This window comes from Empedobacter sp. UBA3475, assembly GCF_002378465.1.
In the GTDB taxonomy this organism is placed as follows: Bacteria; Bacteroidota; Bacteroidia; order Flavobacteriales; family Weeksellaceae; genus Empedobacter; species Empedobacter falsenii_B.
Genome location: NZ_DFRA01000049.1, coordinates 1 through 22701, shown reverse-complemented (window position 1 = coordinate 22701; position 22701 = coordinate 1). Strand labels below are relative to the sequence as shown.

Genomic DNA, 22701 nt, shown 5'->3' with positions numbered 1-22701 from the left:
TTAACAAGGGGAAGATTACATTCTCTCTATCATTTGAAATAATTAATAAAACGAAACTTAAAAAATTATGTTTAACTTTTTTCAAAAAAGCACATTTTTAATTCTATTAGCATCAAGTACGCAAACTTTTGCTCAAGACTCAATTCAGCCAGATGATTCTTGGCATTTCAAAGTAGAGCCAAATATGATGTTGCCTCATATGAAAGGAAAAGCGAGTGTTTCTCGACTTCCGAATGTACATGTAAGTCAATCCCCTTCAGACTTTTTTGAGCATTTGAAATTTGCTGGAATGTTAATTTTTGAAGCCGAAAACAAAGATTGGGTGATTACATCTGATATTATTTATGCTTCTTTAGCTGCAAATGTTAAAAAAGACCCTTTAGTTTTGGATGGTAAATTAACAGTAAAACAATTCTCTTTTGAAGCAGGTTTATTGAGAAAAATTACACCTTGGCTAGAAGCTGGTATTAGTATGAACCTTGTAAATATTAAATCTGGATTTGATGTAAATCTAATCAATCCAGTTTCTTTAAAACCAATGCATTTAGATCGTAGTATTTCTAAAACTTGGGTAGATCCAATGTTAGTTGCAAGAACAAGAAGTTTACCAAACAAAAAGTTTTTGTATAATGTTTCTGGAGAAATTGGAGGATTTGGAATCGGCTCAAAATTAGCATGGCAATTAGAAGGATTGGCTGGTTATCAATTCTCTGATTTATTTTACGCAATGGCGGGCTATCAAATCATAAGTATGGACTACGAGAAAGGAAGTAACAATTCCAACTTTGTTTATGATATGGATATGTTTGGACCAATGATAAAAATTGGCTTTAACTTAAAATAATAACCTTAAAATAAATATATTATGAAAAAATTATTTGTATTATGTGCTTTTACAAGCATATTATTCACAGCTTGCGAAAAAAAGACTGAAAGTACTCCTGCCACTGAAAATAAATCATCACAAAAAATCGATGACTCCACTTCTCAATCTGCTTTAGATTGGGACGGAACTTATGAGGGCGTGATCCCTTGTGCTGATTGTGAAGGAATTAAAACAGAATTAACTTTAAATCAAGATAATACATATACCTTAACAGAGGAATATATCGACAAAAACCTAAAGGTTGAAAATCAAGGTAATATTACGTGGACTGATGATGGTAATTCAATTTCATTAAAAACAAAAGACGATGAATATAAACGTTATAAGGTTGGAGAGAATATTTTATTCCAATTAGATTTAGAAGGAAATGAAATTACTGGAGCTTTAGCACAAAATTATCAGTTAAAGAAAAAATAAATAAGATAGATAAGAAAACGTAACCAAAAATGGTTGCGTTTTTTTACTTTTATAAAAAATAAAACAGAAATGACTTTCAATTCACCAATCATATCAACACAAGAATTACATGATAATCTATATCTTAAAAATTTAATTATTTTAGATTGTACGATTGATAAAGTTGGACAATCAATAAAAGATCAAGAATTAAAATTAATTCCGAATTCTCTTTTCTTTGATTTGGAAGGAAAATTTTCTGATCATTCTTCGCAATTTCCTCATACATTTGTTGATGAAGAAACTTTTACAAAAGAAGCTCAAAATTTGGGCATTAATCAAGATTCTATCATCGTTTGTTATGATCGTTGGGGAGTTTATTCGAGTCCGAGAGTTTGGTGGATGTTCAAAGTAATGGGACACAATGAAATATATGTTTTAGATGGCGGATTACATGTTTGGATGGATAATAATTTTGTCACAACTTCTACTTATTTTCTACCTACTATAAAAGGTGACTTTATTGCTGACTTTCAATCGAATTGGTTTGCTGATACACAAGTTATGTTAAATGCAATAAATGATGATTCAAAAATGATTATAGATGCTCGATCAGAAGGGCGTTTCAAGGGGACTTCTCCTGAGCCAAGACAAGGTTTACGAAGCGGACATATTCCAGCTTCTAAGAATTTATTTTTTGAAAATGTTTTGGCTGATACATCATATAAATCAAAAGAAAAACTGAAAGCAATTTTCGAAAAATTGACAGATTCATCCAAAGAAAATATTTTTTCGTGCGGTTCTGGTGTTACAGCTTCCATCCTAGCCTTGGCTTCGACAATTGCAGGTTTTGATAAGGTAAAAGTTTATGATGGTTCTTGGTCTGAATGGGGCGCTGACGAAAATTTACCGATTGAAAGATAGTTTAAAACTATTTTGCATGATTTACAAATCCGAGTAAAAAACTCGGATTTGTAAATTTTAAGCTAAATGTTTTTATTTTTTGGTAAGAAAACTTCCGCCATCATACAGCGAGCGCTTCCTCCTCCTAATTTTTCAATCAAATCTATCTTAACAGGTAATATTGGATTATAAGCCTCAATTTTAGAAATTTGTTCTTGATTAAGCGAATTATAAGCCGTTTGTGACATCACCAAATATGATTGTCCTAAACCTCCAACTTGCAACATATTGCCAGCAAATTGATGCACTTGTGCTTCTGTAATTGCAATTATTTCTTTTCCAGCTTCTAATAAATACTCACAAACTGTTTTCTTTTCTTTTTTATCATCGATAGAATCCAAACAAATAATCGCATACTTATCTGCAATACACATCATTACATTTGTATGATAAATTGGTTTGCGTTCTCCATTTACAGTTTGATTCGCATGAAAAATAACTGGCGTATATTCTAATTCCTCACAAAATTCAATCAATAAATCTTCATCAGTTCGTTGAGAAATACATGCATAAGCCAATTCATGCTCGCGATCAAGAATAATACTTCCTGTTCCTTCCAGGAAAATTTCGTCTTCTTCTGCCGATGTAAAATCAATCACATCATCAATATGAAAACCTTTTTCTTCCAACAAACTCAATACATCTTCTTCACGACGCTCTTGTCTCCTATTTTTTGCAAACATAGGATATAACACAACATTTCCGTTATCATGAAAAGAAATCCAATTGTTTGGGAAGATTGAATCTGGCGTATGCGGTGAAGCAGTATCTTTGATCGTGATAACATTTACACCTTTTGAACGCAAAGCAGAAACCATTCCTTGAAATTCTTCTAACGCTTCTTTCTGAATATCTTCTTGAGAATCTGTTGTTTCTGTTTGGAAATAATTGTTAACAGCCGTTTCTGGATTGTAATAAAAAGCTGTTGGCTCAACCATCAAAATAGTTGACGTATATTGTTTTTGTTTCATGTTATTTTCTGATTAATGGCATTGTAGAACATCTTAGTAAACCTCCCATTTTAGAAACTTCGCGGTAATTAATTCGTTCCACTTTTATGTTCCATACATTTTCTAAATGATCATTTAAACGTATAAAATTTTTCTCAGAAACAACAACTTCAGGAGAAATTGAAAACACATTTGGATTCATCCAATACATTTCTTCTTTTGTTACTTCGAATAAATTTTCTTTTCCAAAAATATCGACAATTTGCTGATATTCATTCTCAAATAAAAAGCCATCTTTGTAAATAATTGCTTTGTCTTTCCCAACAGGATTGAAAGTGCAATCTAAATGTAAAATTCCTTCATATGGATTTTCATCATTCTTTTTCAATTCAAAATCCAATACTTTTTTATTCGGAAATTTAGCTTTGATATACTTTACAAACTCAACATTTGTACGTCCTGTTTTATAATTTTTGAAATCTGCTTGTTTGTACGTTCCAACAAAAATATAATCGTTATACAAAATCACATCGCCACCTTCTACATAAACTTCTTCTGGTAATGCATTGATTTTATTTCCTTTGAATTGACGTTTTATTTCGCGATACGCTTGCAATTCTTCTAAACGATCTGGAATAATATTCGAGATAAAGAATTCATCATCAATAACAAAACCGACATCTCGAGAGAAAACTTGATTGCAATCTTCGATCAATGTTGGACGTAAAACTTCAACATTATATTTCTTCAAAACTTGTTCAAATTCTGACATTTCCGCAATCAAATCTTCTTCTTTTGGATAATCATAATTCTTTACGGTTTCATAAGATTTGGCATCGAACGTCTGATCAAGTGTTGGATTAGCTCCGTTAGATTCTGCTCGACCCAAGACTACAGTTTGCAGTTGAGCCGTTTCATTCTGTACATTTAATCGCATAATTTATTGTAGTTTTTAATTTTATGTTCCAAAAAAAATCCCGCAATAGCGAGATTTAATTTTGTATAAATATACATTTTATTTTTGAATTCCTAAAGCTTTCAAACCATTTACTGTTGCAATATTTGAAAGTTGTTCCACATCATAAAAGTGACAAGACTCTAGCATTACTCTCAATTCTGTAAGTAAATGACCATCAGAAAAAGGTTTATAAATATCATTAATATTATCTGTTCCGAAGGCAACGTTAATTCCTCTTGGAATCATTTCATCAACTGGCGTTACCGAGTTGTGCGAAGGCGCCAAACGCTCTGTACGATTGTGATCTATCCAAGCAGTTGGACAAGAAACAATGTGCATATCTGCTTTTTTAATTAAATCATATAATTCGTAACGATATTTTCTTGGATGAGCCGCTACAGAAATTGAGTGAACCGCAGAAACTTTTCCTTGCATTCCGTGTTCAATCGTTTTCAAAGCTAATTGTTCCGTTTCTTTTTCTTCGTCTGTGTTAAATTGATCAACATGAACGTGAACCAATTTATTTTTTGCTTTTGCAGTTGATAATAAAATATCTAAATGCTCATCTTCTCGACCGAAATCTTTTGCAGGTAAACCTCCGATAATATCCACAAAATCAGAAGACATATCAAACCATTCGCGCGCTTTTGGATCGATAACTCCTTTCAGTACTTGATTTGCAAAACGCATTTCGATGTCTTTTCCGTAATTATCTTTTAAGCGTTGAGCAGCTTGTATACTACGATCTTCAATCACTTCATCCGCATCAATAAAAGAACCAATTGCTTGACAACCTTGCTCTAACATGAAATTAATCGCTTTTTCCATTCGGAAATAAATATCATCAACAGATGAATTACGTTTCATATCATCAACTAAATGCCATTTTTCTTTTAAGTAAGAATTTGATAATGCGAAAGTGTCCGAAGTCAATGAATAAGCTCTATCTAAGTGTGAATGCGTATTAACCCAACCTCCTTTTTCGTTGATTTTTTCAAGTACTTCTTCAATTGGATTATAGTTCTGTTTGTTCATCGTGAGTTTGTTTGTTTTCGGGATGTAAAATTAACAAGATTATTCAATAGAAATGAAGCGATATTATCAAAAAGATTTCTGTAACTTTGTGCCTTTGTTAGTAACATGAGCAAGCAAAAAAAATCCAACAATAGTTGGACTTTTTTGTTTGTTTATTTTTTTTAAGAAAAAGTTCTATTTTACCATCTGGATATTTTGAATTAGGCTTTGTAAATTTTAAATCATCTACTAAATCCATATTTACTGCAATAAAACTTGCATAATCAACATCTTTTCCGTCAATTGAATAACCTATTTTTAAATCTTTTTTTGGTTAAGAAATGATTAATTTAGAATTTTTAATTCCAGGAATTGTATCATTCAAAGTTTTAGATTGTGCAAAACTCAACAATGGAAGAAATAAAAAAGCTAATAGTAATTTTTTCATATCATTAATATTTGTTCCATAATTTCTCAAACTTTTATGTTATGATTCTTTCTCTTTTTTGGAAACAATATCAATTTTTCCGTTTGGATATTTTTTATCTGTTTTGATTACTGTAATATATTTAATTTCATCTGGACTCATTTTCGTAAAAATACTTTTATCAACTCTCTCTCCATCAATAAAAATTGCAGGTCTACTATTTTCATATTCAGAAATAGATATAGAACTTGGTACAATTCTATTTAAAACTTTTTCATTTGAATTTTCTTGTGCAAAACTCAACATTGGAAGAAATGCAAAAGCTAATAATATTTTTTTCATAAATCGTTAATTTATATAAAGTTAATTAAATATTTTATAAAAACTAATTTTTGTATGTTCGTTTTACAGATTGAATTCCTTCAATATTTTTCATTTCCATCATGATTTTTTCTAATTCGGCTTTATTTTTAACTGAAACTGTAATCTTTCCATCAAAAATACCTGCATCCTCAGATAAATTAATACTATGCATGTTCAACGAGTTATTTTTTGAAATAACTAACGTAATATCACTCACCATTCCAGCTCGATCCAAACCTTGTAACTCAATCAACGCTTTAAATTCTTGTTGAGAAGAATCAATCCATTTCGCTTTTATAATTCTGTACGCATAATTTGCTTGTAACGAAACTGAGTTTGGACAATCTACCTTATGTACTTTTATTCCTTTTGAAACTGTGATAAAACCATATACTTTGTCACCCGGAATTGGATTACAACAACTCGCTAATTCATAATCTAAACGCTCTTCATCATTCCCAAAAACAAGACTATCTAATTTCGTTTTGTCGATAGAAATATTATCTTTTTTAGTTGTATTGAATGTTGATTTTCTGAAACGGTTAATCAATCCTGTGAAACCAGTATTTCGTTCTGCAAATTTACGTAAATCATTGTTGTCAATAATTCCCATTGCAACATTATAAAATACATCTTGACTCGAACTTAACTTAAAGTATTGCTGTAACTGATTAATCGTATTTTCACTAAAATCAACCTTTAAATGTCTTAATTTACGTTGAATAATTTCTTTTCCATCTTCTGCAACTTTACGTTTATCTGAGTTTAAAGAAGCTTTAATTTTACTTCTCGCTTTACTCGTTACAACATATTCTAACCACTCTAATTTTGGTTTTTGTTGTGTTGATGTAATGATTTCTACTTGATCACCACTTTGCAATTGATGCGACAGCGGATACAATTTTCCATTCACTTTTGCACCCAAACAATGGTCACCAACATTGGTGTGAATAGAGTAAGCAAAATCCAACGAACTCGCTCCTTTTGGTAACGAATGCAAGTCTCCTTTTGGCGTAAAAACATAAATCTCTTTGGAGTACAAATTGAACTTGAAATTATCCATAAACTCAATCGCATCCTTAGTATCTTCTTGCTCCAACATTTCACGAACTTGATGAATCCATTCATCAACTTTCGTTTCGTCGTCCGATATATTTTCTTTGTATTTATAATGTGCTGCGATACCCATTTCGGCAACTTCGTCCATTCTTTCGGAACGAATTTGTACTTCTACCCAAAGCGCTTGTGGTCCCATAACCGTTACGTGAAGCGATTCATAACCAGTAGTTTTGGGTTGAGAAATCCAGTCGCGCATACGTTTTGGATTTGGAATAAATAAATCCGTCACCAACGAATAAATTTTCCAAGCTAAGAATTTTTCATTCTTTTTATCTGAACGATAAATTACACGAATCGCAAACAAATCAAAAACTTCCTCGAAAGGAATTCCTTGATTAATCATTTTTCGATAAATTGAATTGATTGATTTTGAACGACCTTTGATCTCAAATTCTAAACCTTCGGCTTCAAGTTTTTCTGAAATAGTCTTACAGAAATCATCAATGTATTTTTTTCTTTCGGCTTCAGTTTCTGTTAATTTATGTTCAATATTAAAATATGCATCTGGTTTAGTGTATTTCAAACTCAAATCTTCTAGTTCAGATTTGATGTTATACAATCCCATTCTGTGAGCCAAAGGCGCATATATAAAAATAGTTTCGGATGCTATTTTTAACTGTTTATCCTCTCGCATACTTTCTAACGTACGCATATTGTGTAAACGATCGGCAATTTTGATCAAAATCACACGCACATCTTCAGATAAAGTCAGTAATAATTTTTTATAATTTTCAGATTGTATCGAAACATCTTGTTTATTTAAGACAGCAATTTTTGTTAATCCATCTATAATTTTTGCAATCTTTTTTCCAAAAAGTTTCTCAATATCTTCTAACGTATATTCAGTATCTTCTACTACATCATGCATTAAAGCCGCAGAAATTGATGTAGCACCAAGCCCAATTTCGTCAGCAACAATTTTGGCAACAGCAATCGGATGATAGATATATGGCTCGCCTGTTTTTCTACGCTGATCTTTATGCGCATCAACAGCCAAATCAAAAGCTTTACGAATCAGCTTTTTATCTTCATCTGATAAAGTGACATATGTATTTTGAAGCATCTCTTTATAACGTCTCGTTATCTCAATGTTCTCTCTCTCTAATTGTTCGTCTGTAATAACATGAGGCGTATCCATCTTTCTTATGTTTTTGTTGATTTAGAAAAAAGCTTTAATTCCCTTTATTTATCTGCTTTCTTCGAAGGATTAAATATACAATATTTTATTTTTTATTGACTATAATATTCAACTGATTTTATCACGTTTTTTAAGTCTTTATTTTTAATCAATCTAATTTATAACGTACTTTTTACACTATTAATTTAATAATAAAAGTTGATTAATATAATCTGATTTTATCAATTTACAATTATATACTACTTTTTATTGTATAGTTGATAAATAATTAACTGTCCTAAAACAAACATTTTAAACTTTATTATTAATTCTAAACATTTTTCTAACTTAACAAAACAAATAAAACACAGCACACACATAAATGGATTACAAAACTTTATACTCAAAAAGTATTGAAGAACCTGAACTTTTTTGGAAAGAAGAAGCGCAGAAATTAGCATGGTCAACTTACCCTGAACAAATCTTAAAACAAAATGAAAACGGATATTATTCGTGGTTTGTTGACGGAAAAATAAATATGAGCCGTTTGGCTTTGGAGGAAAATATAAAAGCTGGACGCGGAGAACAATTTGCTTTAATTTACGATTCTCCTGTTACAGAAGTTGTTCAAAAAATTACGTACAATCAGCTTTTAGAAAAAGTAAGTCGTTTTGCAGGAGGTCTTACATCCTTAGGATTATCAAAAGGTGATACAGCAATTATTTATATGCCTATGATTCCAGAAGCAATTGTTGCGATGCTTGCTTGTGCGAGAATTGGTGTAATACATTCTGTTGTTTTTGGAGGTTTTGCAGCGCCAGAATTAGCTATTCGTATTGATGATGCTCAACCTGATGTTATTATTTCTGCGTCTTATGGAGTAGAAATTAATCGTCAAATCAACTATAAACCATTGATTGATGAAGCAATTGAATTAACACTTTACAAACCAAAAAACATTGTCATTTTTGAACGTCCAAATCACACCGATGATTTATCAGCAGAAAACGTTCATACCTATGATGAAATGTATCAACATCAACCTATAGAACCTATCGAAGTTCCAAGTACACATCCATTATATATTTTGTATACTTCTGGAACAACTTCTACGCCAAAAGGTGTCGTACGCGATACAGGAGGTTATGCAACTGCACTAAATTCGACAATGAACTATTTTTATGATTTAGAACCAGGTGATACAATTCTTACTGCAAGTGATATTGGTTGGGTTGTTGGACATTCCTATATCGTTTATGCGCCGTTAATTTATGGTGTTACAACGGTTATTTATGAAGGAAAACCAATCAAAACTCCTGACGCTGGAGCTTTTTGGAGAATGGTTGAAGAACATAAAATCAAAAATGTTTTCACAGCTCCAACAGCAATTCGAGCAATTCGAAAAGAAGATCCAGAAGGAAAATTATTCCAAAAATACGATACGTCAAGTCTGAAACGTTTATTCTTAGCAGGAGAACGTTGTGATACATCTACTTATTATTGGTTAAAAGAAATTTCAAAATTACCCGTTATTGATCATTGGTGGCAGACAGAAAGCGGCTGGCCAATGTTAGGAATTTGTGTTGGAATCGAAAATATAATGCCTGAACCTGGCGCAGCTGGATTACCTGTTTTTGGGTATAATATAAAAATTGTAAATGAAGAAGGACAAGAAAATGATATACGAGAGGAAGGTTCTATCGTGATTCAGCTTCCACTTCCTCCTGGTTGTATGACAAGTTTATGGCGAAATGAACACCGATTTATAAAAGGTTATTTTCAACAATTTCCGAATCATTATTTAACTGGTGACGGAGGTTTTAGAGATGAAAATGGTTTTGTATTTATTACAGGTCGAACTGATGATATTATTAATGTCGCTGGTCATAGGTTAAGTACTGCAACAATGGAAGAATTGGTTTCTTCTCATCCTGATATTACAGAATGTGCGGTTGTGGGAATTAAAGATGAATTGAAAGGTCAAATTCCAATAGGTTTGATTGTTACAAAAGAAAACGCATCAAAATCGGAAGAAGAAATCGAAAAAGATTTGATTGCTTTATTACGCAAAGAAATTGGCGGAATTGCCTGTTTCAAAACATCTATAATAGTTAACAGACTACCAAAAACACGAAGCGGAAAAATATTACGCAAAACTTTATCTCAAATTGCAGACGGAACACCATTCACAATTCCATCTACAATTGATGATGCTACAGTTTTAGATGAATTAATTCACGAATTTTCAAGAAGAAACGTAGGTCTAGCCTTTGCGATTTCGTCAATATAATCCATTTTATTCATTCACTATTTCAAAAGCAGTAATTCCTACTATTACTGCTTTTTTTATTCATTTTTACATAAATTTGAATTAGAAATATCATTCAATGCCAAATCAATCCAAATCATTAGAAGATGTGCACGAAAGTGTTCAAATCAAAAAAGGAAAGTTTAGAAAAATCCTAAGTTTTTTTGGACCTGCCTACTTAATAAGCGTTGGTTACATGGATCCGGGAAACTGGGCAACCGATTTAGCAGGCGGCAGCCAATTTGGTTATACTTTGATTTGGGTTTTATTGATGAGTAACATAATGGCTTTGTTATTACAAAGTTTATGTACACGTTTGGGAATTGTTCGACGAAAAGATTTGGCGCAATGTAACCGAGAAACTTATCCGAAAGGAATGAATCTCATCTTGTATATTTTAGCCGAAATAGCTATTGCAGCTTGTGATTTAGCAGAAATTTTGGGAATGGCAATTGGTCTAAATTTACTTTTTGGAATAGATTTGATCTATGGTGTTTTAATCAGTTTCTTAGACACTTTTCTCCTACTTTATCTTCAAAAATTAGGCATGCGAAAAATGGAACTTTTCATTGTTGGTTTAATCACGATGATTGGTTTATGTTTTTTAACCGAAATGTTTTTAGCAAAACCAGATTTTGGAGAAGTTGCAAAAGGATTTATTCCATCTATTCCAAATAGCGCTGCATTGTATATCAGCATTGGTATTATCGGCGCAACTGTAATGCCGCATAATCTTTATTTACATTCTGCACTCGTCCAAACGCGGCAAATAAAACGCGATGATTTTTCAATCAAAAAAGCCCTCAAATATAACTTTTGGGATAGCGCAATTGCTCTGAATTTAGCCTTCTTTGTCAATGCTGCAATCTTAATTTTAGCTTCATCCGTATTCCATAAAAACGGCTATCACGATGTTGCAGAACTGAGCGATGCTTATAGATTATTGGGGACAACTTTAGGAACAGATTTGGCTCCAAAATTATTCGCAGTTGCTTTAATTTTAGCTGGACAAAGCTCTACAGTTACAGGAACTTTAGCTGGACAAATTGTGATGGAAGGATATTTACATCTACGTATTAATCCTGTTTTGAGAAGAATTTTGACACGATTATTAGCCGTAGTTCCAGCAGTTGTAGTCATTCTTATTTTTGGAGAAAAAGAAGTCGGTTCTTTACTAATTTTCAGTCAAGTTATCCTAAGTATGCAATTGGCTTTTGCGGTAATTCCGTTGATTCATTTTGTGAGTGATAAAGCGAAAATGGGGAATTTTGCAATCAATACAACAACCAAATTTTTTGCATGGACAATCGCTTTTATTATTTCATTTCTGAATGCGCAATTGGTGTATGAAGAAGTTAATAAATGGATGGCAAATAGTGAATCTTACACTTTAAATATTTTTCTTATAGCGTTAGAAATAGGACTTTTAGTTTTATTATTGCTGACATTTTTTATTCCAATTATGTTGAAGAAAAATGAAGAACATCAAAAGGAAATTCATGAACCATTTGAGAAGTTTACGTTAGAAGAAATTTCGAATCAACATTTCAAAAAGATTGTTGTTGCGTTAGATTTTTCGAAAACGGATAGAAAAGTGATTAATTATGCGACACAATTAGCTACTACAGAATCTACCATTATTTTGGTTCATATTGTCGAAAGTGCTTCTGCAAAATACACGGGAGAGCGTACGAATGATGAAGAATCTCTGTCAGATTTGAAACGTTTAGAACAATATGCAGAGATCATTCGACCTTTGTTTAATGAAACTAAAATCGAATTAGGTTACAATAATCGAATCAATTCAATTGCTGAAATTTGTAAACGAAATCAAGCAGATTTGTTGATTGTTGGTTCGCACGGACACCGAGGTTTTATGGATTTTATTTTTGGAGAAACGATTAATAAATTAAGGCATCGCGTTAATATTCCGGTCTTTATTGCAAAATAATAAAAAGCCATTCAGAATTTTTCTGAATGGCTTTTTGATTAGATTAAAATATAAAAATTATTTGATCGATAATAATTCAATCATTTCTTTATTTTCTTGTAAAATAGCATGATCTAAAGCAGTTTTACCATTATTATCTTTAATGTTTAAATCTGCACCAGCTTCGATTAGTTTTTTGGCAATTTCATTTTGACCAAATGTTACAGCAAAAATCAAAGCAGAAGCTCCATTAAAATTCACTTGATTAACATCAGCCTTATTCGCAATTAGTAAATTTACCATTTCAGGAAATCCTCTAAAGACGGCTCCCATCAACGCATTGTTTCCAGATAAATCTTGCGCATTAGGATTTGCTCCTTTTGATAATAATACTTTCGCAGCGTCTGAACTGTTATTATAAATCGCTAAAATTAAAGGTGTAAATCCACGTTGATTTGCTTCATTTACATGTTTTCCATTCGAAATTAATTCTTCTATTTGCTTCACATTATTTTCTCTCGCCGCACTAAACAAATCTTGTGCATAAATTGAAGAAAAACTGAATAGAAATAAGGCTAAAAATATATACTTTTTCATGATAATATTGATTTTATGAAAGTCATGGAGCCAAACTCAATCGACTCCAATCCAATAGAAATTATTTTGGTAAATATTGCTTTACATCGCTCATAGAAGTATTTGTAGCCTTCATCAAACGTGTTCCATATTCTGTATTTGCTTGGTAAAAATGTGCAATCATTTTATGAACAATTACTTTATTTTTAACCGAATTTAAAGCTCCAGATAAATTTTTGATTAAGTTATCTTGATCTTTTTTAGAGAATGATTTGTACAAATCTCCAGCTTGTACAAAGTTATTTTCTTTATCAATGACATGCTGAGTTGTTATAGCTCCTGCAGGAAAAACAGATTTTGAATACTTGAATTTTGCATTATCTACAACCTCAGGAAGATTAGTTGAAGGTTGATAATTTACATCACCTTTTTGCTCACGGATCGACATATAACCGTCTTGATTATATGTTTTTACACTATTTTTTGGTGCATTAACAGGAATTTGTTGGAAATTACCCGTTAAACGATGACGTTGTGTATCAGAATAGGAAAACAAACGACCTTGTAACAATTTATCTTCAGAAGCTTCAATTCCTGGAACCAACGTAGCTGGAGCAAATGCTGCTTGCTCAACTTGTTGAAAATAATTCGTTGGATTCTCATTCAATGTCATTGTTCCAACTTTAACTAACTTTACAACAGATTCTGGCCAAATTTTCGTTACATCAACAGGATTGAAATCTAATTTATCAAAATCTTCTCGTTTCAATAATTGAACATATAAATCCCATTTCGGAAAGTTTCCTTTGTCGATTTCATTACGTAAATCTAATGTTGCATGTTCTATTTCAGTCGATTGAATTTTATTCGCTTCTTCTTGTGTTAAATTTTTCGTTTCTTGTTGAGGAACCCATTTGTATTTCACATAAGTTACTTCACCTTTTGCATTTACCCATTTGTAAGCATGTACACCATTTCCTTCCATTTGACGAAAATTTGCAGGAATTCCATAATCTGAAAACAACCACGTTAACATATGCGTAGACTCTGGTAAATTAGAGAAAAAATCAAATACACGATTTGGATCAGATGCGCCATTTGTTACAGGAGATGGCCTGAAAGCATGCACCATATCTGGGAATTTGATCGCATCTCGAATAAAGAAAACAGGTAAATTGTTTCCAACTAAATCGTAATTTCCTAGTTCTGTGTAAAATTTAACAGCAAATCCACGTGGATCACGATAAGTTTCTGGCGAACCTTGTTGATGCGTTACAGTTGAAAAACGTACAAATAATGGTGTTTTTTTACCAGCTGTTGACAAGAAATCAGCCATTGTCACATCAGAAAAATCTTTATCAGCTACAAATTCTCCGAAAGCTCCAGCTCCACGCGCATGAACAACACGTTCTGGAATACGTTCGCGATCAAATGCTGCTAATTTTTCAATTAAATGAATGTCCTCCAACAAAACTTGTCCGTTATTTCCGATTGTTTTAGAATTTTGATTATCTCCAACTGGAGCGCCTGTGTTTGTTGTTAATTGTTGGGCAAATCCAATCGTAGAAAGGAATGCTAAACTTAATACTAAACTTCTTTTGATCATAATTATAGTTTTATTCTTTATTTATCATTTTAAGACAGAGCAAAACTAAATCTGTTATAATTATAAATCAAATCTATAAAATCTATTAGATATAATTAATTTTTATAATAATTATAACCCAATCCTTTACAAGGAAGAAAAAGGTGATATATTATTTCGCAATAAATGAATAAATAAAAATGATGAAGAATTTTAGAAATAAAAAAAAACCACTTATTTAGCGGTTTTGAGAGATATTATTTAATTTTTTCTAAATCGTTGAAAAGACATAGAAGGTTTAATTTTTATCGATTCATTAGCTATTAATACCATTAAATTCAAATGCTGATTGAACATCCATAGTGAATTTCCTTCAACCTCTACTCCTTGTGGAGTTCTGATAAGTTCTAAATTTGTGTACATCATAATCTATAATTTTTTGGTTGACGCTAATATTGTGTTAAAAATAATTTTTAATGTTAATTTCATTTAACACAACTGATAAAATTAAAAGTTTCTAATAAAATTCAGTATTTTGTATTTGTTTTTTAATAAACATAAATTATACCAAAAAATATACAAATGGTTTCCTTCATGTTAAATTTTAAGAAATTTGACTCCAACCAACTTTATCTTTATGATTTTCAATAAAATATTTTTTTGTTGGCTCATAAATCGAAGAAGAAAGTGTTGGATCTTGTGAAAGAATAGCTTCTACACATTTTCTTGCAGCATACAAAACTTCTTTGTCTTTCGCTAAATCAGCAATTTTAAGATTGAGAACTCCACTTTGTTGCGTTCCCATCATATCACCAGGACCACGCAATTCCAAGTCTACTTCCGCTACCTGAAAACCATCATTGGTTTCACACATTGTCTGAATTCTACGTTTCGAAACTTCATTCAATTTCCCTCCCGTCATCAAAATACAATACGATTGTTCCGCTCCACGACCTACACGGCCACGAAGTTGATGTAATTGAGAAAGTCCAAAACGTTCAGAATTTTCAATAATCATCACCGACGCATTTGGGACATTAACACCTACTTCTATCACAGTTGTCGCCACCAAAATTTGAGTTTCATTATTTTTGAAACGATTCATTTCAAATTCTTTATCCGCAGGTTTTTGACGACCATGCACAATACTTATCGCATATTCTGACAACGGAAAAGCACGAGAAATACTCTCGTAACCATCCATCAAATCTTTCAATTCTAACTTTGCTGATTCTTCAATCAGTGGATAAACCACATAAATTTGACGACCTTTCGCAATCTCATCTTTCATAAATTTGAAAACGCTTAAACGATGCGCATCTGTTTTATGAAGTGTTTTGATAGGTTTTCGTCCTTTTGGCAATTCATCAATCACCGAAACATCCAAATCGCCATACATTGTCATCGAAAGTGTACGTGGAATTGGCGTGGCTGTCATCACTAAAATATGTGGTGGAAGTTTAGCTTTTCTCCAAAATTTAGCACGTTGAGCGACTCCAAAACGATGCTGTTCATCAATAATCGCTAATCCTAAATTCTGAAAAATCACATTATCTTCCAACAAAGCATGCGTCCCTATAATGATTTTAAGTTTTCCATTTTCAAGATTTTCTAAAATTGGTTGACGCTTTTTCTTTGTCACCGAACCCGTTAATAACTCAACCGAAACATCCAAACCATTCAATAATTCTGTAATACTTTCGTAATGTTGTTGCGCAAGAATTTCTGTTGGTGCAATTAAAGCTGCTTGAAAACCATTGTCGACAGCAATCAACATCGTTAATAATGCAACCATCGTTTTTCCAGAACCAACATCACCTTGCAACAAACGATTCATTTGCGCAGGTTGACGAAGATCAAAGCGAATTTCTTTCATCACTCTTTTCTGTGCATTTGTCAATTCAAAAGGTAAATATTCATTGTAAAATGTATTGAAATAATGACCAATTTCTGGGAAAGGATTACTTCTATTCTTTTGTTTATTGACTGCTTTTTGAGAGAGATTTGCAAGATTTAGAAAGAAAAATTCTTCAAATTTCAGACGACGAATTGCTGCATTTAATTCCGTTATATCTTTTGGAAAATGAATTGCTTTTAACGCATCATTTCTTCCAACTAACTTATAATGATCGAGAACATTTAAAGGTAAATTCTCAGGAATATCGATGTTTTCGGCAAAAAGATTCATCATCATTTTCTGAAGAACACGATTCGTTATTCCTTTTTTTGTCAACTTTTCGGTACTCGGATAAACTGGAAATAATCCAAGCGGAATATTTTTAGCATCTTCAACTAATTCAATTTCAGGATGTGTGATACTGAAATTATTATTGAATACATTTGGTTTTCCGTAAATGACAACTTCTTTGAAAAGATCATTTCTCAATTTCTCCTTTTGCCAAGAAGAAACTTTGAACCAAACCAATTCTAAAGTTCCTGTCCCATCTTGAAATTTCCCAACCAAACGTTTTACTTTTCCTTGATTAATTTCTTCTAAACTAACAATTTTACCTTTCAATTGAATTTCGGCAGCTGTTGAAGAAATTTCAGAAATTTTATAGAATTTTGATTTATCAACATAACGAAAAGGAAAATGTTGTATCAAATCTTCGTATCTAAAAATTCTGAATTCACTTTGCAATGTTTTAGCACGCTCAGGTCCAGCACCTTTTAAATATTCTATTGTTTTTTTTAATGGATTTTGATACATTTTTCTACTTTCGAAAGTCGCAATTTACCAATTTTTAACGACAAACAATGTCATCATTGTTACAAAATAAGCTCGTAGAATTGCATTATATTTGTAACAAATTAGAATCAAATGAATTTAACAGAATACATCAACAAAGGTTTATCATACGAAGATTATATCACACGCGTTGAAGATGATTTGGAAAACGAAATCGAAAACGATGATCCGAAAGAATATGTACAATATTATGCTTTGGGATTGCAACGCATGAACAGAATTTTTAAAACATTCAGTTTAAATCCTGCTCAAGAAATACGCGTTAAATCAACTACAAATAATTTAAAATTATTAGTAATTACAGAAGGTTGGTGTGGAGATGCATCTCAAATTTTACCTGTTGTGGAGAAATTGGCAAATGCACTTCAAGTTTCGACGCATTATGTTTTACGTGATGAAAACATGGAGTTGATGGAAAAATACAAAACAAATGGTGCAGCTTCTATTCCGATTATTATTGGAGTGAATGATGAAAATGAAGAAGCTTTCCGTTTTGGTCCTCGTCCACAAGCTGGAATGGAAATGTTGGCGCGTTTCAAAAGTAATCCTGATACGTATTCAGCAGATGATTTTCACGAAGATTTACAAAAATATTACAACAATAATAAAGGTGAAGATATTGTAAATGAAATTTTAGATTTGATTGACGAAAACATCGGTAATTAATCATTTTTTTCTATTTGTTCAACTTGATATTTGTTCGCATCTTTGTGTAAGATTTTATTGAAAAAGAAAAATGAAAGGAAATAAGCAAATTATTTTTGCCATCGTTGTAGTTGTCGCTTTAGTCGCTATTATGTTTACGCCAATTGGTACATTTTTTAAAAGTAAAATGGAAGATAATAGCCACGTTGCTGGTTCTGATATAGAATTAACAGAAAGTGATTATGATATTGATTTAATTGGTCATAACGGCGCTGCGAATACAAACTTGATTGATTTCAAGAAAAGTGGTGAAGTTGTTTTCCTAAATTTTTGGGGAAGCTGGTGTCCTCCTTGTGTTGCAGAAATGCCAACAATTCAGAAATTGTATGAAGCAAAAGGACAAAAAGTAAAATTTGTATTGATTGCTATTCAGGATAAACCGACAGTTTTTAATCCTTTTTTGCAAAAAAATAATTATACAATGCCAGTTTATGAGCCAAATAGTCCAATTTCGAATAATATGTTACCAAAGGTTTTTCCAACAACTTATATCTTAAATAAAAAAGGTGAAGTTGTGTTGAAAGAAACAAAAACGAGAGATTGGAACGATAAAGAAATTAATGATTTATTAGATAAATTAATCGCTGAATAATTTCATTCAAAAAGATAAAAAACCGTTATTAAATGATTAATAACGGTTTTTTTTATATCTGTAATTTAATTTTCTCTCATCAATGCTAATTGCAATAAAGCAGTTGTTGTATTTTGATTACGTGTAGTAGCACTTACATTAAATAGATTTTCGAAAAAATTATTGGTCAATTTTGTTTTTCCGTAACCAGAAGGACAATACAAATAAACGACATCATCAGCAATAAAATATTGTTCATCTTCAGTTTTCGAATTTTCAACTTTTTCAGTATTTATTTCCTCAGGTTTATTGGCTAAAAATGTATAATGCAAAAACTCTTTATCGATGCTAAAATCCTTTAAGAATGGATTATTTTCGATGATGTTTTTTAATTTTTCGATGGTTAAAATCAAAATTGGAACTTCAAAAGATAAACTTTCTACAATTTTATCGTGAATTAAATCTCCAATTTCTTTGATATCAGTCAAATTTGTCGAAAAAACTGCATTTCCACTTTGCACGTAAGTGGTAACATTTTCCAGTCTAAGTTCCTCTAAAAGTTTGGTTAAAACATCCATTTTGATGATTTTTTTACCACTCACATTTATACCTCTCAGAATTGCAATAAAAGTATTCATAAAACTATCTCTATTTACGAGAAACTTTGTTTAAAATTATGAAAATAAATATAATAGAAATTTTAAAACAAATCCCTAATTGTTACGATAATTTTGATAAATTAGCATCATTCTGAATAATAAAAAAACTAATAAAACCTATGACTACAAACAGATTAGAAGCTTTTAGCGATGGCGTTCTTGCAATTATTATTACCATTATGGTTTTGGATCTGAAAGTTCCGCTTGGAGATGATATAATGAGTTTGAAACCTTATATCCCAAAATTTCTGAATTATTTGTTCAGTTTTATTTATGTTGGAATTTATTGGAACAATCATCATCATCTTTTTCAGGCGATTGAGAAAGTAAATGGCGGAATTTTATGGAGTAATTTGCACTTGCTTTTTTGGTTGTCTTTATTACCAGTTTCCACAGGTTGGATGGGCGAAAATTACGACTCAACTTTTCCAGTTGCTTTTTATGGATTTGTCTTATTTATGAGCAGTGTAGCATTTATGATTATTGAAAAAATCGCTGTAAAACAAGAAGGAAAAGAATCAATAATTGGGAAATCTGTGAGTAGAAGTTTTAAAGAAATTTCTTCGAGTATTGGTTATTTGGCTGGAATCGGAATTTCATTTGTAAAACCAGAAATTGGTATTGTCATTTATGCTTTAATTGCTTTACTATGGCTAATTCCAGATAGAAGAATTGAAAAATCGATGCGATAATTATTGATAATTTTCCACAGAATCAATTAATTTTTGAAGAAGATTAGATGTAGAATCTTCTTCAAAATTTTTAAAAGATTGTCCTAACCATAAATTAGTAAACGCTGTATTTTCGTTCAATTTAGAAGCATTTCTCAACGGATTTGTTAATTTATTTTGATAAGGATAAGGTAAAACAAACTCAGAGTTTTCAAATAAATGAATAAATTCATTCTCAATTCCTCGTGCATATCTTCCAGAAAAACTTTTCGTCAAGATAATTTCACTTTCCCTTACATTTTTTAATCGTTCTTTTTCGAAGGATTTTAAAGCACTTTCATTGGAACACAAAAACAAACTACCAATCTGAAAAGCATCTGCACCCAATTGTTTAGCAGCCAAAAGTGTTTTCGTATCATAAATTCCACCAGCAAAAATCAACGGCTTTTTTACAACATCCTTTACTTGCGAAAACAATGAAAAGCCACCAATTTGAGGCAAAATATCTGGATTAAATGTTCCACGATGCCCACCTGCTTCAATTCCTTGTACACAAATCACATCAATATTCGATTTTTCCAATTGTATCGCTTCTTCCAGCGTTGTACAAGTCCCTATTAATGTCACATGATGTTCTTTAAGACGATTAATAGAATTATCGTCAAAATTGCCAAAAGTAAAACTCAAGATTTTGCACTTTTCTTGTAAAATTACTTCTATTTGTTCCTTATAACCATTTGGTTTTACAGCTTCAATCTCAGGAAAAACGATATCAAAGTTTTGTAGACGCGCAAGCTCAATTAACTTATTTTTTGTTGCATTATACTTTTGCTTTAATTCTGGTGTGATTTCAGGAATATCGTTCGCAAAAATATTGATAGCAAAAGGTTTATTCGTTAATTTTTTGGTTTGATAAATTCGCTTCAATGAATTTTCTGCATCCAAATCAGCAATTGGCAAAGAACCTAAACAGTTACAATTACTTGCTGCAGCAACCATTTCTGATGTCGTTACTCCAAACATTGGCGCTTGAATAATCGGATATTTTACGCCAAATAATGCTGTTAGTTCATTTTGCCAAATCATCTTTTTTTACTTTAAATTTTCTTTCAATTTAGGCATAAAAACTTTTATCGCAGGAAGTAAATCCTCAAAAATTGGATTGTTTTTATTCTTCATAACCACTTCCAAAAACAACTTTAAACCTATTGCAAATTCTACTGATTGATTTTCATTTTCGAACGGATTTTTAGATTTTATCATTTCAATAATCTTAAAAATCTCATCATGATTCATAAAATCTAAAACGATTGGAGCCTGTAATGGTGCATCTTTGTCTAATAATTCGGTCTGTTCTAACGTTAATTTGTAGTGATTTCCTTTCTTTGTCATATATCTAATTTTTCCAAAAGTAACAGATTAGAATTATCAAAAATTAAAATGATTATTCGTTTAATTGATTGATTAAATCAATAATATTTATTCAAAAAAAGAGTCACATTTCTGCAACTCTCTTTTGTTATTTATCAACTCCTTGATTTACTTGCTTATGACGTTCATTCATTGCTTTCATTTCCGCCATAAATTCTTTGTCTGTCACAACTTTTCCCTTTGTTGGCAAAGTAATCACAATATCTTTATCTAAAATTTCGATTTCTTTCATTGTAAAAATAGCCTTGAACTCATCTTCTGACATTTCTGCTTTCACAATCAATCCTGGTAAATTTGCATAACGATAAGGACCATCTCTATAAGGTAAACTTGTTGTATACCACGCTATCACCTCTCTTCCTTCCTCATCTATTCCAACTGCTTTTGTCGCGTTATAACCTGCTATTTCTGTTTTTTCTTTTGTGATTTTCCATTGATAATCAAAGATTTTATCTTTAATCAAAAAGGTTTTCACGCCAAAATCTTTCACATTATAAAATTCATTTTTTTCATAATCTTTATATTGTGGATTTGCTTCTGCAGCAATAATCATCTGCACAATAGAATTGTCATTGGATTGATTATTATCAATTTTAATTTCAGGTTTGAAAGAAGACATTTTACCATTACTCTCCAATACAAATTTCACCGAAATTCCGCGATCTATTTCACTTTTGAAACTCGCTTGATACGCAGCAGGGATACTACTTTTGATCTTATCGAAATCTAAAATAAAATCTGTGTTGTAGATTACTTTTATGTTCTCCTTTTTAGTTTGTGCAAAAGAAATAATAGACGAAATAGTTGTAAAACATACCGAAAATATAAGTTTTTTCATGTTATAATAATTTATGGTTTTGTTATTCTCAAAAGTAAAGAAACAAAGGTAATGAATTTGTTAAATAAGGCACAATAAATCATATCAGATTCATAAAATATAATTTAAAAATTTAACAATTTCCTAAAATTGAGAATCAAATAAATTGAAAGAATAAATATTACTTTTAAAATATATTGACGACCAAAATTTATGAAATTACAAAAAGGAATTACAGGTTTTGACTCCACTCCTAATATACAACAGAAGATTTAGAGAAAATTCTGAAAAGAATTAAATATCCATTTACCAAGACAGAAGTTATTCTGAAAATGAATGATTCTTACCCGTTGTGCATATTAAATAATTTGAGTTTTTAGATTATTAATATTTCGATTAAAGTATGTTTTATTAATGTACTGAACCAAAGTAAGTGCAGTAGTTTTAGCTAAAATTCTGGTTTTAAACCCTTCGAAAGTCTTTGCATAATTTCGTCTAATCATAAA

General features: G+C 31.2%; 21 protein-coding genes and 1 pseudogene. 8 read left to right on the top strand and 14 right to left on the bottom strand.

Annotated features, from left to right (window positions below; genetic code table 11):
* The first annotated feature begins 67 nt into the window (after positions 1 to 67).
* The 3 genes from B3I31_RS11165 to B3I31_RS11155 all read left to right on the top strand — a co-directional run bounded on the left by B3I31_RS11165 (position 68) and on the right by B3I31_RS11155 (position 2206).
* Entirely contained in the window at positions 68 to 844 is a 777-nt protein-coding gene (locus B3I31_RS11165) for a hypothetical protein (RefSeq protein ID WP_291059138.1), read from the top strand.
* Positions 845 to 865: 21 nt separating this feature from the next.
* On the top strand, positions 866 to 1303 hold the full coding sequence (locus B3I31_RS11160) for a copper resistance protein NlpE (RefSeq protein WP_286494814.1): 438 nt from the start codon (positions 866 to 868) through the stop codon (positions 1301 to 1303).
* A gap of 69 nt (positions 1304 to 1372) precedes the next feature.
* Positions 1373 to 2206, top strand: coding sequence for a sulfurtransferase (locus B3I31_RS11155; protein WP_286494813.1), 834 nt, complete (start codon positions 1373 to 1375; stop codon positions 2204 to 2206).
* 62 nt (positions 2207 to 2268) lie between these two features.
* On the opposite strand, the gene ctlX is transcribed toward B3I31_RS11155, so the two are convergent.
* The 5 genes from ctlX to B3I31_RS11130 all read right to left on the bottom strand — a co-directional run bounded on the left by ctlX (position 2269) and on the right by B3I31_RS11130 (position 8214).
* On the bottom strand, positions 2269 to 3216 hold the full coding sequence (ctlX, locus tag B3I31_RS11150) for a citrulline utilization hydrolase CtlX (RefSeq protein ID WP_286494812.1): 948 nt from the start codon (positions 3214 to 3216) through the stop codon (positions 2269 to 2271).
* A 1-nt stretch (position 3217) separates the two neighbouring features.
* Positions 3218 to 4132 (bottom strand): dimethylarginine dimethylaminohydrolase family protein, encoded by a 915-nt coding sequence (locus B3I31_RS11145; RefSeq protein WP_291059140.1) that lies wholly within the window; start codon positions 4130 to 4132, stop codon positions 3218 to 3220.
* Positions 4133 to 4210: 78 nt separating this feature from the next.
* Positions 4211 to 5188, bottom strand: a complete 978-nt coding sequence (locus B3I31_RS11140) for an amidohydrolase family protein (RefSeq protein ID WP_125349365.1) — start codon at positions 5186 to 5188, stop codon at positions 4211 to 4213.
* A gap of 466 nt (positions 5189 to 5654) precedes the next feature.
* Positions 5655 to 5936 carry a hypothetical protein gene (locus B3I31_RS11135; protein ID WP_038335788.1) on the bottom strand — a complete coding sequence of 94 codons (282 nt, stop codon included), beginning with the start codon at positions 5934 to 5936 and terminating at the stop codon, positions 5655 to 5657.
* Positions 5937 to 5979: 43 nt separating this feature from the next.
* Positions 5980 to 8214 carry a RelA/SpoT family protein gene (locus tag B3I31_RS11130; RefSeq protein ID WP_286494810.1) on the bottom strand — a complete coding sequence of 745 codons (2235 nt, stop codon included), beginning with the start codon at positions 8212 to 8214 and terminating at the stop codon, positions 5980 to 5982.
* A 361-nt stretch (positions 8215 to 8575) separates the two neighbouring features.
* On the opposite strand from B3I31_RS11130, the gene B3I31_RS11125 reads away from it, so the two are divergent.
* Together B3I31_RS11125 and B3I31_RS11120 are read left to right on the top strand one after the other, a co-directional pair.
* On the top strand, positions 8576 to 10483 hold the full coding sequence (locus B3I31_RS11125; RefSeq protein ID WP_115000246.1) for an AMP-binding protein: 1908 nt from the start codon (positions 8576 to 8578) through the stop codon (positions 10481 to 10483).
* Between the two features lie 97 nt (positions 10484 to 10580).
* Positions 10581 to 12452: an Nramp family divalent metal transporter gene (locus B3I31_RS11120; protein ID WP_038335783.1), complete on the top strand. Its 1872-nt coding sequence runs from the start codon at positions 10581 to 10583 to the stop codon at positions 12450 to 12452.
* 57 nt (positions 12453 to 12509) lie between these two features.
* Here B3I31_RS11120 and B3I31_RS11115 read toward each other — a convergent pair whose 3' ends face one another.
* The 4 genes from B3I31_RS11115 to recG all read right to left on the bottom strand — a co-directional run bounded on the left by B3I31_RS11115 (position 12510) and on the right by recG (position 17302).
* A complete protein-coding gene (locus tag B3I31_RS11115) occupies positions 12510 to 13028 on the bottom strand; it encodes an ankyrin repeat domain-containing protein (RefSeq protein ID WP_115000247.1) in 519 nt (172 codons plus the stop codon).
* A gap of 61 nt (positions 13029 to 13089) precedes the next feature.
* Positions 13090 to 14613 carry a catalase gene (locus tag B3I31_RS11110; protein ID WP_180906765.1) on the bottom strand — a complete coding sequence of 508 codons (1524 nt, stop codon included), beginning with the start codon at positions 14611 to 14613 and terminating at the stop codon, positions 13090 to 13092.
* Positions 14614 to 14853: 240 nt separating this feature from the next.
* Positions 14854 to 15018 carry a hypothetical protein gene (locus B3I31_RS11105; protein WP_181816300.1) on the bottom strand — a complete coding sequence of 55 codons (165 nt, stop codon included), beginning with the start codon at positions 15016 to 15018 and terminating at the stop codon, positions 14854 to 14856.
* Positions 15019 to 15196: 178 nt separating this feature from the next.
* Positions 15197 to 17302: an ATP-dependent DNA helicase RecG gene (recG, locus tag B3I31_RS11100; RefSeq protein ID WP_291059142.1), complete on the bottom strand. Its 2106-nt coding sequence runs from the start codon at positions 17300 to 17302 to the stop codon at positions 15197 to 15199.
* A 111-nt stretch (positions 17303 to 17413) separates the two neighbouring features.
* Between recG and B3I31_RS11095 the strand changes: the two genes are divergently transcribed.
* Both B3I31_RS11095 and B3I31_RS11090 read left to right on the top strand, forming a co-directional pair.
* A complete protein-coding gene (locus B3I31_RS11095; RefSeq protein WP_115000253.1) occupies positions 17414 to 18007 on the top strand; it encodes a thioredoxin family protein in 594 nt (197 codons plus the stop codon).
* A 70-nt stretch (positions 18008 to 18077) separates the two neighbouring features.
* Positions 18078 to 18638, top strand: a complete 561-nt coding sequence (locus B3I31_RS11090; protein WP_115000255.1) for a TlpA family protein disulfide reductase — start codon at positions 18078 to 18080, stop codon at positions 18636 to 18638.
* A gap of 65 nt (positions 18639 to 18703) precedes the next feature.
* On the opposite strand, the gene B3I31_RS11085 is transcribed toward B3I31_RS11090, so the two are convergent.
* The gene (locus tag B3I31_RS11085; RefSeq protein ID WP_115000257.1) at positions 18704 to 19255 is read right to left on the bottom strand and encodes a DUF1697 domain-containing protein; all 552 of its coding nucleotides are present in this window, start codon (positions 19253 to 19255) and stop codon (positions 18704 to 18706) included.
* A 140-nt stretch (positions 19256 to 19395) separates the two neighbouring features.
* Here B3I31_RS11085 and B3I31_RS11080 point away from each other — a divergent pair, with 140 nt between their 5' ends.
* The gene (locus B3I31_RS11080) at positions 19396 to 19968 is read left to right on the top strand and encodes a TMEM175 family protein (RefSeq protein WP_115000259.1); all 573 of its coding nucleotides are present in this window, start codon (positions 19396 to 19398) and stop codon (positions 19966 to 19968) included.
* Here B3I31_RS11080 and B3I31_RS11075 read toward each other — a convergent pair whose 3' ends face one another.
* From B3I31_RS11075 to B3I31_RS11060, 4 genes and pseudogenes are all read right to left on the bottom strand, one after another.
* Complete coding sequence (locus B3I31_RS11075; protein ID WP_221854445.1) at positions 19969 to 21033, bottom strand: NAD(P)H-dependent flavin oxidoreductase; 1065 nt, start codon at positions 21031 to 21033, stop codon at positions 19969 to 19971.
* A gap of 6 nt (positions 21034 to 21039) precedes the next feature.
* Complete coding sequence (locus B3I31_RS11070) at positions 21040 to 21339, bottom strand: DUF3861 domain-containing protein (RefSeq protein ID WP_221854444.1); 300 nt, start codon at positions 21337 to 21339, stop codon at positions 21040 to 21042.
* A gap of 127 nt (positions 21340 to 21466) precedes the next feature.
* Complete coding sequence (locus B3I31_RS11065) at positions 21467 to 22216, bottom strand: GLPGLI family protein (RefSeq protein WP_286494806.1); 750 nt, start codon at positions 22214 to 22216, stop codon at positions 21467 to 21469.
* A 338-nt stretch (positions 22217 to 22554) separates the two neighbouring features.
* A pseudogene (locus tag B3I31_RS11060) lies at positions 22555 to 22701 on the bottom strand (IS982 family transposase); the annotation flags it as partial.

What these genes read in the sequence shown, in the direction of transcription:
- B3I31_RS11085 (WP_115000257.1), bottom strand. Translation starts at nt 19,255, where the DNA reads ATGAATACTTTTATTGCAATTCTGAGAGGTATAAATGTGAGTGGTAAA.
- B3I31_RS11165 (WP_291059138.1), top strand. Translation starts at nt 68, where the DNA reads ATGTTTAACTTTTTTCAAAAAAGCACATTTTTAATTCTATTAGCATCA.
- B3I31_RS11125 (WP_115000246.1), top strand. Translation starts at nt 8,576, where the DNA reads ATGGATTACAAAACTTTATACTCAAAAAGTATTGAAGAACCTGAACTT.
- B3I31_RS11095 (WP_115000253.1), top strand. Translation starts at nt 17,414, where the DNA reads ATGAATTTAACAGAATACATCAACAAAGGTTTATCATACGAAGATTAT.
- B3I31_RS11120 (WP_038335783.1), top strand. Translation starts at nt 10,581, where the DNA reads ATGCCAAATCAATCCAAATCATTAGAAGATGTGCACGAAAGTGTTCAA.
- B3I31_RS11075 (WP_221854445.1), bottom strand. Translation starts at nt 21,033, where the DNA reads ATGATTTGGCAAAATGAACTAACAGCATTATTTGGCGTAAAATATCCG.
- B3I31_RS11115 (WP_115000247.1), bottom strand. Translation starts at nt 13,028, where the DNA reads ATGAAAAAGTATATATTTTTAGCCTTATTTCTATTCAGTTTTTCTTCA.
- B3I31_RS11105 (WP_181816300.1), bottom strand. Translation starts at nt 15,018, where the DNA reads ATGATGTACACAAATTTAGAACTTATCAGAACTCCACAAGGAGTAGAG.
- B3I31_RS11130 (WP_286494810.1), bottom strand. Translation starts at nt 8,214, where the DNA reads ATGGATACGCCTCATGTTATTACAGACGAACAATTAGAGAGAGAGAAC.
- B3I31_RS11140 (WP_125349365.1), bottom strand. Translation starts at nt 5,188, where the DNA reads ATGAACAAACAGAACTATAATCCAATTGAAGAAGTACTTGAAAAAATC.
- B3I31_RS11065 (WP_286494806.1), bottom strand. Translation starts at nt 22,216, where the DNA reads ATGAAAAAACTTATATTTTCGGTATGTTTTACAACTATTTCGTCTATT.
- ctlX (WP_286494812.1), bottom strand. Translation starts at nt 3,216, where the DNA reads ATGAAACAAAAACAATATACGTCAACTATTTTGATGGTTGAGCCAACA.
- B3I31_RS11155 (WP_286494813.1), top strand. Translation starts at nt 1,373, where the DNA reads ATGACTTTCAATTCACCAATCATATCAACACAAGAATTACATGATAAT.
- B3I31_RS11160 (WP_286494814.1), top strand. Translation starts at nt 866, where the DNA reads ATGAAAAAATTATTTGTATTATGTGCTTTTACAAGCATATTATTCACA.
- B3I31_RS11135 (WP_038335788.1), bottom strand. Translation starts at nt 5,936, where the DNA reads ATGAAAAAAATATTATTAGCTTTTGCATTTCTTCCAATGTTGAGTTTT.
- B3I31_RS11090 (WP_115000255.1), top strand. Translation starts at nt 18,078, where the DNA reads ATGAAAGGAAATAAGCAAATTATTTTTGCCATCGTTGTAGTTGTCGCT.
- B3I31_RS11070 (WP_221854444.1), bottom strand. Translation starts at nt 21,339, where the DNA reads ATGACAAAGAAAGGAAATCACTACAAATTAACGTTAGAACAGACCGAA.
- B3I31_RS11110 (WP_180906765.1), bottom strand. Translation starts at nt 14,613, where the DNA reads ATGATCAAAAGAAGTTTAGTATTAAGTTTAGCATTCCTTTCTACGATT.
- recG (WP_291059142.1), bottom strand. Translation starts at nt 17,302, where the DNA reads ATGTATCAAAATCCATTAAAAAAAACAATAGAATATTTAAAAGGTGCT.
- B3I31_RS11080 (WP_115000259.1), top strand. Translation starts at nt 19,396, where the DNA reads ATGACTACAAACAGATTAGAAGCTTTTAGCGATGGCGTTCTTGCAATT.
- B3I31_RS11145 (WP_291059140.1), bottom strand. Translation starts at nt 4,132, where the DNA reads ATGCGATTAAATGTACAGAATGAAACGGCTCAACTGCAAACTGTAGTC.